This window comes from Stenotrophomonas sp. WED208, assembly GCF_040984485.1.
GTDB classification, from domain to species: domain Bacteria; phylum Pseudomonadota; class Gammaproteobacteria; order Xanthomonadales; family Xanthomonadaceae; genus Stenotrophomonas; species Stenotrophomonas riyadhensis.
This window is the reverse complement of record NZ_JAZARB010000002.1, coordinates 336,281-346,040: the sequence shown is the minus strand read 5'-3', so window position 1 is coordinate 346,040 and position 9,760 is coordinate 336,281. Positions and strand designations below refer to the sequence as shown.

Here is a 9,760-nt window from a genome sequence, read left to right as displayed (position 1 = left end):
CCGTCCAGTCTGCTTATGTTCAGCCGGCTGGCCCGATCCTTCGATGTCTAAAAAACGTTAATGGTGCCCATGTCGGCTTCCTCCTCCAGTCTGGTGCAGTTATCCAACGTCCGCATCGACCGGAGCGGGCGCTCGATCCTGCGCGACGTGTCGCTGCAGGTGCCCAAGGGCAGCATCACCGCCGTGCTCGGTCCGTCCGGCAGCGGCAAGTCGACCCTGCTGGCGGCGCTGACCGGCGAACTGCGCCCGGTCGCTGGCGAGGTCACCCTGTTCGGCAAGCCGATCCCGCATGACAGCACCGCGCTGCTTGAAATGCGCAAGAGCGTGGGCGTGCTGCTGCAGGGCAATGGGCTGCTGACCGACCTGACCGTGGCGGAGAACGTCGCGCTGCCGCTGCGCACGCACACCCGCCTGCCGGCCGCCGTGCTGCGCCGGCTGGTGCAGATGAAGCTGCATTCGGTGGGCCTGCTGGCCGCCGCCGACGCCTGGCCGCGCGAGCTGTCCGGTGGCATGGCGCGCCGCGTGGCGCTGGCCCGCGCACTGGCACTGGACCCGCCGCTGATGATCTACGACGAGCCGCTGACCGGGCTGGACCCGATCGCCTCCGGCGTGATCATGAGCCTGATCCAGCGCCTCAACCACAGCCTGGGCCTGACCAGCATCATCGTCAGCCACCACGTGCACGAGACCCTGCCGATCTGCGACCAGGTGATCGCGATCGCCAATGGCGGCATCGTGTTCCAGGGCACGCCCGAGGCGCTGCAGTCCAGCCAGGACCCGCTGCTGCGGCAGTTCCTGCACGGCCAGCCCGATGGCCCCATCCCGTTCGATGCCGCGCCGCGCGCGAGGGTCGCCTGATGCCGTTCGTCCAAGCCACCCGCTCGCTGGGTCGCGCCGGCCTGTTCTCGCTGACCGTGCTGCGCGGTTCGCTGCCAACCCGTGATTTCCTGGCCGAGCTGACCCGCGAGATCTACAAGATCGGTGCGCGCTCGTTGCCGATCATCGCCGTCGGCGGTGCCTTCGTCGGCCTGGTGCTGACCCTGCAGGGCTACCGCACGCTGACCACCTTCGGTGCGGCCGACGCGCTGTCGACCCTGCTCGGGCTGTCGCTGTACCGCGAGCTGGCGCCGGTGCTGACCGCGCTGCTGTTCATCGGCCGCGCCGGCAGTTCGATCGCCGCCGAACTCGGCCTGATGCGTGCCACCGACCAGATCAAGGCGCTTGAGCTGATGGCGATCGACCCGGTGGCCAAGGCGGTGGCGCCGCGCTTCTGGGCGGCGGTGCTGACCGTGCCGCTGCTGACCGGCATCTTCTGTTCGCTGGCGATCAGTGCCAGCTACTTCGAAGCGGTGCACGTGCTGGGCCTGGACAACGGCGTGTTCTGGTCGGCGCTGCGCAACAGCGTGGACTTCTGGGACGACTTCGGCGTGGCAATGCTGAAGTCGGCGATCTTCGGCGGCACTGCCGCGCTGGTTGCCGCCTATGTGGGTTTCCACGCCGAGCCCACCATTGAAGGCACTTCGGTGGCGACCACCCGTGCGGTGGTCAATGCTTCGCTGCTGGTGCTGATGTTCAACTTCGTGCTGTCGGCAATGTTGTTCACCTAACCCCTCCACCGGCGGTGCGCAGGCGCGCGCGGCCACAACGACTCGATCAGGTAATCCACATGGCCATCCGCGGTCCCAGACTCGAATTTTCCGTCGGCGCGTTCCTGTTGCTGGCCCTGGCCTCGCTGATGGTGCTGGCCGTGGCCTCGACCAACCAGCGCTGGAGCTGGGGCAGCGAAGGCTACGAGCTGAAGGCACGCTTCTCCCAGGTCGGCCAGCTGCGCAAGCAGGCGCCGGTGAAGATCGGCGGCGTCACTGTCGGCCAGGTCGCCGCGATCGACCTGGACCCGGTGAAGTTCGAGTCCATCGTCACCCTGCGCATGGACAACAAGGTCAAGGACCTGCCGGCGGATACCTCGGCCGGCATCTTCACCAGTGGTTTGCTCGGCGAGAGCTATATCGGTCTGCAGCCGGGCGGTGATCCGGACGTGCTGAAGGCCGGCGACGAGATCGTCTTCACCCAGCCGGCGGTGGACCTGATCCAGCTGGTCGGCAAGTACATGTTCAGTGGCGGCGCCGGTGGCGGCGCTGCTCAGAAGCCCAACGATGGCGCGCAGGCGCCTGCAACGGAACCGCAACCATGAAGATGAAACTGATCCCGGCCCTGCTCGCCTCGGCGCTGCTGGCAGCCACTCCGTTCCTTGCCCAGGCACAGGCCGCCGCTCCCGCCGCTGCCACGACGCAGGGCCAGGCCGGCAAGGTGGTGATCGATGCCAGCAGCCGCATCCTGTCCACGCTGCAGCAGCGCAAGAGCGAGTTCACCAGCAACCCGGCCAGCCTGCGCAGCTACATCGACAGCGAGCTGACCCGCACCTTCGATCGCGACTACGCCGCGCGCCTGGTGCTGGGCCCGCACGCCCGTGGCGCCTCCGACGCCGACATCAAGCTGTTCGCCGATGCCATGGCCGACAGCCTGATGCAGCGCTACGGCTCGACCCTGCTCAACATCCAGGGCAAGCCGAGCTTCCGCCTGAAGGGTGAAAGCCCGCTGCCGGGCAACCGCGGCGTGCGCGTAAGCACCGAGCTGGTCCGCGCCGGCAACGAGCCGACCCCGGTCGAGTACTGGATGCGCAACGTGAACGGCCAGTGGAAGATCTTCGACGTCAACATCGAAGGCATCTCCTACGTACAGACCTTCCGCAACCAGTTCGACACCCCGCTGCGCCAGAAGGGCATCAAGCAGGTGGCCACCGAGCTGCACAGCGGCAGCATGCAGGCCGGGCCCGCGGGCAATGGCAAGTAACGCACTGGCATTGCTGGAAGGCGACACCCTGCGCCTGCGCGGGGTGCTCGACCGTGCCGCGGTGATCGCGCTGTGGCCACAGCTGCAGGCGCTGCCGGCACAGCTGGCACGACTGGAACTGGGCGAGGTCGAGCGCGTGGACAGCGCCGGCCTGGCCCTGCTGGCCGAACTGGCGGCACGTGCACGCAAGGCCGGCCATCCGCTGGCGATCTCCGGCGCACCGGCCGGTTACAACGAGCTGAGCGCGGCCTACCGGCTGTCGCCCGACCTGGATTTCAACGCTACTTCTGCTGCGAGCTGACATGAACGTCGTACGCACTCTCCCCCTGATCGTCCTGGCCACCGCCCTGACCGCCTGTGCCGGCAAGCCCGCGCGCAGCGATGCGCCGGCGGCCAGCACCGTGGTCCCGGCCAGTGCCGCAACCGAGGCCCCGGCCGTGGTCGCCGACACCGGCACGGTTGACGCTGCACCGGTCGCCCCGGTGGCCAATCCACCGGCCGCCACTGCATCTGCACCCGCCCCTGCGGCGGTCAGTGCCGAGGCTGACGCGGCGAAGACCGCAGCCGCCACCGCACCCGGCGGTGACGACGACTTCGATGCCCTCTACGGCGGTCCCGGTAACACCGGCAGTGCAGCGGCCTACGACCCGTGGGAACCGTTCAACCGCAAGGTGCACACGTTCAACAACGCGGTCGACCGTGGTATCGCCCGTCCGCTGGCCACCGCCTATACCCACGTGGTGCCACGCTTCGCGCGTACCGGCGTCAGCAACTTCTTCAGCAACCTGCGCGCACCGGTGACCATCACCAACCAGCTGCTGCAGGGCCGCGGTGCCGATGCCTGGGACAGCCTTGGCCGCTTCCTGATGAACAGCACGCTGGGTATCGGCGGCCTGTTCGATCCGGCCAGCAAGGCGATGGTGCCGCGTCGCAATGAAGACTTCGGCCAGACCCTGGGTGTCTGGGGCTGGCGTCGCTCGCGTTACGTGGAACTGCCGTTCTTCGGCCCGCGTACGGTGCGCGATGTGTTCGGACTGGCCGGCGACATCCCGCTGTCGCCGATGCGCCGCATCGAGGAAGACAAGATCCGCATCGGCCTGCAGGGCCTGCAGCTGGTCGACACCCGCGCACAGCTGCTGGCGATCGACGACCTGCGTGACACCGCCGTGGACGAATACTCGCTGGTACGCGATGCGTGGATGCAGCGCCGCAACTACCAGATCGAGAACGATCTGCGCAGCAAGCGCGACCGTGGCCACGACGATGCCAATTCGCCGATCCCGGTCGATGCGATGCCGATGCCGCAGTGGACGCACTGAGTCCGGTCTGCAGCGCATGAAAAACCCCGCCAAGGCGGGGTTTTTCTTTTCCGGTAGGTGCCAACCTTGGTTGGCACGCGTTCCTCAGGCGGCCAGCGCTGCCTCGATGGCTTCGCGCAGGCGCGCGTCATCGGCAGCCACGTCGGGGGCAAAACGCGCGATGACCTTGCCGTCGCGGCCAACCAGGAACTTCTCGAAGTTCCACAGCACCGCCGGTGCTGCGTGGATCGGGATCTCCTTGCTGGCCAGGCGCTCACGCAGCGGGCCTTCGCCGATCGACTGCGGCTGGGCGGCGGTCAGCTGCTGGTACAGCGGATGGGTATCGTCACCGGCCACGCTGATCTTGGAGAACATCGGGAAGCTGACGTCGTAGGTGAGCTGGCAGAACTGCTGGATCTCTGCCTCGCTGCCCGGCTCCTGGCCGAGGAAGTTGTTGGCGGGGAAGCCCAGTACTTCCAGACCCTGCGCGTGCTTTTCCGCATACAGCGCCTGCAGGCCTTCGTACTGCGGGGTCAGGCCGCACTTGGAGGCGACGTTGACCAGCAGCAGTACCTTGCCCTGGTAGTCGGCAAGCGAGGACGGCTGGCCGTCGATGGTGGTGAGGGAAATGTCCTGGATCGGGGTGCTCACGCGGGGGCTCCGGCAACAGCGGGGAATGGCCCACCAGCATAGCGCCGCGCGATGGCGGTAGTGCCGGCCGCTGGCCGGCAATCGTGCGACCGTTCGCAAGGGTTCATGCGGTTGCCGGCCAGCGGCCGGCACTACGATCAGTCCACGCAGATCGTGCCCTGCGCCTTGCCGTCATCAATGCGCTGGCGGCAGCCGAAGCTCTGGCGCACATCGCGCTGGCAGGTGCCTGTGGCGACACTGCCAGCGGCCACCTCGGCACCGGCCAGGCACTGGCCGGTGCAGTCGCTTTTGCGGCTGCAGGCCTTGCCGGCGTCGGCATAGGGAATCACGCACTGCTCGCGTTGCAGGCGGCCCAGCCGCTGCAGGGTGCCGCCGGCGGCCTGGCAGTCGACGTCACGTGCTTCGCGGTAGGCCTCGGTGGCTTCCGGCGTGGGAGCGGCCGTGGTGGTGTCGACAACCGGGGGCGTGCTGCTGCACGCAGCCAGCAACGCAGCGAGGACAAGAACGGCACAGGAGCGAAAGCGCATGTCGATACCCGCCACGGAGCCAGGGCGCCCAGCATAGCCAGGCGCAGGTGCACGGGTCGTGTCAGCCCGCATTGCCGTCCTCCTCGTCCTCCGGCGCGCTCAGCTGCTGCATCGGGTCCGGGGTAAGTTCCGGCGGCAGCGCGCGCTTGGCCTTGCTGCCCAGTTCGGCAAGCCGACGGGCGCGGCTGATGGCCGACTGCGGCGAATCGATCAGGCGATTGCGCGCATCGGCGTAGGCCTTGCCGGCATCGTCCAGCTTCTTGCCCATGGCGGTGAAGTCCTGCAGGAACCCGGTCAGCGCGTCCAGCACCAAGCCACCGGCTTCGCTGATCTTCAGCGCCTGCTTCTGCACCTTGTCGCGCGTCCACAGGCGCTCGGCCACGCGCAGCAGCGCCATCAGGGTATTGGGCGAGGCGAACACCACGCGGTTGTCGAAGGCGAACGCCTGCAGGCTGCCGTCGGCGCCCAGTGCAGCCGACAAGGCCCCTTCGATGGGAACGAAGGCGATGGTGATGTCCAGTGTCTCGCTGCCCAGTGCCTTGGGATAGTTTTTCTCGCCCAGGTCCTTCACGTGCTGGCGCAGCGCAACCGCGTGCCGGCGCAACGCGTCTTCCGACTGCTCCGGGGTGGCGGCATTCATGGCTTCCTGCCAGGCGATCAGGTTCACCTTGCTGTCGATCACCACGCTGCGTTCGTCGGGGAACTGCACCACCACGTCCGGTCGCAGGCGCGCACCTTCGTCATCCACGGCATGCTTCTGCCGCTGGTAGTGCACGCCCTCTTCCAGCCCTGATCCGCGCAGTACGTTGTCGAGCATCAGCTCGCCCCAGTCGCCGCGGACCTTGGCATTGCCCTTCAGCGCGTTGGTCAGCGCCGATGCCTGCGCAGCCATGTCCTGGTTGAGCGTCTTCAGTTCGCCCACCGCACCCAGCAGGCTGGCGCGCTGCCGCGCTTCCTCGCCGTACAGGGTATCGATGCGGGTGCGGAAGTCGCCCAGCTTGTCCGCGAACGGCTTGAGCAGTCCCTCGATATCCGCGCGCGACTGCACCGTCGCCTGCCGCACGTTCTTCTCGAACTGCTGCCCACGTTCGTCGAACACCTTGCCGGCCAGTTCGGCGAAGGCGCCGGACAACTTTTCCTTGGCCGTATCCAGATAGCTGCGCAGTTCGGCACTGGCGCGTTCGGAGTGCTGCAGATTGGCCACCGCGCGGGCGTGTTCACCGTGCAGCTGCTGGTAGCGCTGCTGCGCCTGCTGCAGTTCGCTGCTGGTATCGGCAACGGCAGCGCGCGCCTGCGCGAGGGCCGCTTCACGTTCGGCCAGCTGTGCTTCGCGACTGGCCGACAGCGCCGCTTCGCGCTCCACCCGGGCGGTCAGCGTGGTGACCGCCTGTGCGTGCTGCTGGCTGCGGCCCCGTTCGCTTTCCAGTTCCGCGCCCAGCGCATCGAGGCGGCCGCGCAGCTGGCCGGCATCGACCAGGGCGAGGCGATGCTGTTCGCGCTCGTTGTCCAGTTGCCGCTGCAGTTCACCGGACGGTGCACCGCCGGCACTGCGACGCCACAGCAGCAACAGCGTGACCAAGGTCGCCAGCAGCAGGACCACTGCCAGGATCATGAGGACTTCGATATTCATGCGATCAGTTTAGCCCCGCTGCGCTAGGCTGGGTCGGTCTGCCCCGGAAGCCCCCATGCTCGCTCTTTACGGAAAGCCCACCTCCATCAACGTGCGCAAGGTGCTGTGGCTGTGCGTCGGGCTCGACCTGCCACTTCACCATGAGCCAAAACCGCCGGCGGACATGCTGGCCACGCTGAACCCGAACCGGCAGGTGCCGGTGCTGCGCGATGGCGACTTCGTGCTGTGGGAGTCCAACAGCATCTGCCGCTACCTGGCCACACGCGGCGGACGCGAGGACCTGCTGCCCGCCACGGCGCAGGCCCGTGCACGGGTGGAGCAATGGATGGACTGGCAGGCCAGCGACCTCAACAGCGCCTGGCGCCATGTATTCATGGCGCGCGTGCGCCAGCATCCGGACTATCCGGATGACGCCCGCGCCGAGGCCAGCCTGGCGCAGTGGAACCGGCTGATGGGTGTGCTTGATGCACAGCTGGCCGCTACCAGCGGCCATGTGGCGGGCACCACCTTCACTCTGGCCGACATCGTGCTCGGGCTGTCGACCCAACGCTGGCGCAGCACGCCCGGCCACAAGCCCGTGCTGCCACACCTCGCGGCGTGGTTCGAACGCCTGCGCCAGCAGCCCGGTTTCGCCGAACACGTCGACAACGGCGTGGCCTGAGGCAGGGGTCAGATCCCTTTCCCAACGGGAAAGGGATCTGACCCCAAGGGCGCGGGAACAACCTGCGTTACCAGCCTTCCAGCACGATCTTGCCCTTGGCGCGGTGGCTCTCCAGCAGCGCGTGGGCACGCCGCAGGTTGGCGGCTTCGATGCGCCCGAAGTGCTCGCCCAGGGTGGTCTGCAGCACGCCCGTGTCGATCAGCTCGGCCACCCGGTTCAACAGGTCGTGCTGGCGCTGCATGTCGGCGGTCTTGTACAGCGGCCGGGTGAACATCGATTCCCAGTGCAGGGACAGGGCCTTGCGCTTGAGCGCCATCACATCGACCTGGCCGGGATCATCGATCAGGCCCAGCTGGCCCTGCGGCGCCAGCAGTTCCACGATCTGCGCGTAGTGCTGGTCGGAATGGGTCAGGCTGGCCACGTGCTGCACCTCGCTGAAGCCCAGTCGTGCCAGGCCCTCGGCCAGTGGCAGGCTGTGGTCGATCACGTGGTGCGCGCCCATTGCGTACACCCAGTCCTGGGTATCCGGACGCGAGGCGGTGCCGATCACCGTCAGTCGGGTCAGCTTCCGCGCCAGCTGCACCAGGATCGAACCAACACCACCGGCCGCGCCGATCACCAGCAGGGTCTGGCCTTCGCCGCCGCCCTCGGGAATTCTCAGGCGGTCGAACAACAGCTCCCAGGCGGTGATCGCGGTCAGTGGCAGCGCGGCGGCGGCGGCGTCATCCAGACTGGCCGGCTTGCGGCCGACGCTGCGTTCGTCCACCAGCTGGTACTCGGCATTGCTGCCCGGGCGATCGATGACACCAGCGTAGTAGACCGCATCGCCGGGCTGGAACAGGGTCACCTCGCTGCCCACCGCGTCGACGATGCCGACCGCATCCCAGCCCAGCACGCGCGGGCCATCGGTGGCCATGCCGCGACGGACCTTGGTGTCGACCGGGTTCACCGCCACCGCGCGTACCGCCACGCGCAGGTCACGCGGGCCGGGCTGCGGCAGCTCCAGTTCGATGTCGATCAGGGCCTGGGCATCATCGATCGGCAGGCCGGCTTGGGTGTAGGCAATGGCGCGCATGGCAGCGGTCCAGTGGGGAAGGAGGCGACAGGTTGCGCCGCACGCGCTCCCGCAGAAAGGCGCAGAATCGGGCAGCACTTTCACTCTGGCAATGAAGATGATCCGCTTCGACGATCTGCAGCTGTTCGTCCGCACCGCCGCACTGGGCAGCTTCTCGCAGGCGGCGCGCGAGGCCGACCTGCTGCCCGGGCAGGTCGCCGCGGCGGTGGCGCGGCTGGAACGCGAACTGGACCTGCGCCTGTTCGTGCGCACCACCCGCAGCCTGCGCCTCACCGGCGAGGGCGCGCTGTACCTGCCGTACGCGCAGGACGTGCTGTCCACCCTGCGCGAGGGCCAGGCGCGCGTGCAGGGAGAGGACACCGAGCTGCACGGCACCCTGCAGCTGTCGGCCCCCTCGGACCTCGGCCGCAACCTGCTGCTGCCCTGGCTGAGCGCCTTCCGCGCTGCGCACCCGCGGCTACGCCTGCACCTGCGCCTGTCCGACGAGGTGGCCGATGTGTTCCGCGATCCGGTCGATGTGGCCATCCGCATCGGCCACTTCGACGACGCCAGCTACGTCGCCCTGCCGCTGCTGGAAGGCAACCGGCGCGTACTCGCAGCCTCGCCCGATTACCTGCAGCGGCGTGGCACGCCCACCCGCCTGGAGGATCTGCGCGAGCACGACTGCCTGGTCTATCAACTCAACGGCCGCGCCTACGATCGCTGGTCATTCGAGGTCGAAGGGCGTCGCAACGTGATCCCGGTGCGCGGCCCCCTGGTCTGCGACGATGCCGACGTCGTCCGGCGCTGGGCCGTGGCCGGCGAAGGCATCACCTACAAGTCCTGGCTGGACCTGCGCGAGGACGTGCAGGCCGGGCGCCTGCAGCTGCTGCTCGACGGTGTTGGCAGCAGCATTCCGCTGCAGCTGGTGTGCCCGCACCGCAAGCAGTTCTCACCGGCCGTGCGGCAGCTGCACGCGCAACTGCGCCAGCACCTGCAACCGCTGCTGTCTGGCATGCCCACTGGCCTCACCCGCCCCCTGTCGCCAACGGCAGCACTGGCCGACAATGGCGGCCCCCCGTAACAAGA

Annotated in this window: 11 protein-coding genes and 1 pseudogene; 8 read left to right on the top strand and 4 right to left on the bottom strand. The window is 68.1% G+C overall.

The features are described from left to right. Window positions 1-69 precede the first annotated feature (69 nt). From VPH47_RS21150 to VPH47_RS21125, 6 genes and pseudogenes are all read left to right on the top strand, one after another. Window positions 70-858 carry an ABC transporter ATP-binding protein gene (locus VPH47_RS21150; RefSeq protein WP_368851751.1) on the top strand — a complete coding sequence of 263 codons (789 nt, stop codon included), beginning with the start codon at window positions 70-72 and terminating at the stop codon, window positions 856-858. Then, window positions 858-1,607, top strand: a complete 750-nt coding sequence (locus VPH47_RS21145; RefSeq protein ID WP_005414955.1) for an MlaE family lipid ABC transporter permease subunit — start codon at window positions 858-860, stop codon at window positions 1,605-1,607. Before VPH47_RS21150 ends, VPH47_RS21145 begins: the two co-directional genes overlap by 1 nt. 59 nt (window positions 1,608-1,666) lie before the next feature. Next, window positions 1,667-2,131 (top strand): annotated as a pseudogene (mlaD, locus tag VPH47_RS21140) (outer membrane lipid asymmetry maintenance protein MlaD); the annotation flags it as partial. Between the two features lie 56 nt (window positions 2,132-2,187). After that, a complete protein-coding gene (locus VPH47_RS21135) occupies window positions 2,188-2,850 on the top strand; it encodes a phospholipid-binding protein MlaC (RefSeq protein ID WP_368851750.1) in 663 nt (220 codons plus the stop codon). Next, window positions 2,840-3,151 (top strand): lipid asymmetry maintenance protein MlaB, encoded by a 312-nt coding sequence (locus VPH47_RS21130; protein ID WP_008266246.1) that lies wholly within the window; start codon window positions 2,840-2,842, stop codon window positions 3,149-3,151. Before VPH47_RS21135 ends, VPH47_RS21130 begins: the two co-directional genes overlap by 11 nt. A 1-nt stretch (window position 3,152) precedes the next feature. Continuing rightward, the gene (locus VPH47_RS21125) at window positions 3,153-4,169 is read left to right on the top strand and encodes a VacJ family lipoprotein (RefSeq protein ID WP_164161476.1); all 1,017 of its coding nucleotides are present in this window, start codon (window positions 3,153-3,155) and stop codon (window positions 4,167-4,169) included. 84 nt (window positions 4,170-4,253) lie between these two features. Here VPH47_RS21125 and VPH47_RS21120 read toward each other — a convergent pair whose 3' ends face one another. The 3 genes from VPH47_RS21120 to rmuC all read right to left on the bottom strand — a co-directional run bounded on the left by VPH47_RS21120 (window position 4,254) and on the right by rmuC (window position 6,956). Next, window positions 4,254-4,799, bottom strand: coding sequence for a glutathione peroxidase (locus tag VPH47_RS21120; RefSeq protein WP_010487473.1), 546 nt, complete (start codon window positions 4,797-4,799; stop codon window positions 4,254-4,256). A 137-nt stretch (window positions 4,800-4,936) separates the two neighbouring features. After that, on the bottom strand, window positions 4,937-5,326 hold the full coding sequence (locus tag VPH47_RS21115; protein ID WP_368851749.1) for a hypothetical protein: 390 nt from the start codon (window positions 5,324-5,326) through the stop codon (window positions 4,937-4,939). 61 nt (window positions 5,327-5,387) lie between these two features. Continuing rightward, complete coding sequence (gene rmuC, locus VPH47_RS21110; RefSeq protein ID WP_368851747.1) at window positions 5,388-6,956, bottom strand: DNA recombination protein RmuC; 1,569 nt, start codon at window positions 6,954-6,956, stop codon at window positions 5,388-5,390. Between the two features lie 55 nt (window positions 6,957-7,011). Between rmuC and VPH47_RS21105 the strand changes: the two genes are divergently transcribed. Continuing rightward, a complete protein-coding gene (locus tag VPH47_RS21105) occupies window positions 7,012-7,617 on the top strand; it encodes a glutathione S-transferase family protein (protein WP_368851746.1) in 606 nt (201 codons plus the stop codon). 67 nt (window positions 7,618-7,684) lie between these two features. Here VPH47_RS21105 and VPH47_RS21100 read toward each other — a convergent pair whose 3' ends face one another. Continuing rightward, window positions 7,685-8,692 (bottom strand): zinc-binding alcohol dehydrogenase family protein, encoded by a 1,008-nt coding sequence (locus tag VPH47_RS21100; RefSeq protein WP_368851745.1) that lies wholly within the window; start codon window positions 8,690-8,692, stop codon window positions 7,685-7,687. Window positions 8,693-8,783: 91 nt separating this feature from the next. On the opposite strand from VPH47_RS21100, the gene VPH47_RS21095 reads away from it, so the two are divergent. Then, window positions 8,784-9,755, top strand: coding sequence for a LysR family transcriptional regulator (locus tag VPH47_RS21095; RefSeq protein ID WP_110714220.1), 972 nt, complete (start codon window positions 8,784-8,786; stop codon window positions 9,753-9,755). Window positions 9,756-9,760: the final 5 nt, after the last annotated feature.

Bases quoted from the DNA above. Each gene is read 5' to 3' on its own strand.
- VPH47_RS21150 (WP_368851751.1), top strand. From the start codon at position 70: ATGTCGGCTTCCTCCTCCAGTCTGGTGCAGTTATCCAACGTCCGCATC.
- VPH47_RS21145 (WP_005414955.1), top strand. From the start codon at position 858: ATGCCGTTCGTCCAAGCCACCCGCTCGCTGGGTCGCGCCGGCCTGTTC.
- VPH47_RS21135 (WP_368851750.1), top strand. From the start codon at position 2,188: ATGAAGATGAAACTGATCCCGGCCCTGCTCGCCTCGGCGCTGCTGGCA.
- VPH47_RS21130 (WP_008266246.1), top strand. From the start codon at position 2,840: ATGGCAAGTAACGCACTGGCATTGCTGGAAGGCGACACCCTGCGCCTG.
- VPH47_RS21125 (WP_164161476.1), top strand. From the start codon at position 3,153: ATGAACGTCGTACGCACTCTCCCCCTGATCGTCCTGGCCACCGCCCTG.
- VPH47_RS21115 (WP_368851749.1), bottom strand. From the start codon at position 5,326: ATGCGCTTTCGCTCCTGTGCCGTTCTTGTCCTCGCTGCGTTGCTGGCT.
- rmuC (WP_368851747.1), bottom strand. From the start codon at position 6,956: ATGAATATCGAAGTCCTCATGATCCTGGCAGTGGTCCTGCTGCTGGCG.
- VPH47_RS21105 (WP_368851746.1), top strand. From the start codon at position 7,012: ATGCTCGCTCTTTACGGAAAGCCCACCTCCATCAACGTGCGCAAGGTG.
- VPH47_RS21100 (WP_368851745.1), bottom strand. From the start codon at position 8,692: ATGCGCGCCATTGCCTACACCCAAGCCGGCCTGCCGATCGATGATGCC.
- VPH47_RS21095 (WP_110714220.1), top strand. From the start codon at position 8,784: ATGAAGATGATCCGCTTCGACGATCTGCAGCTGTTCGTCCGCACCGCC.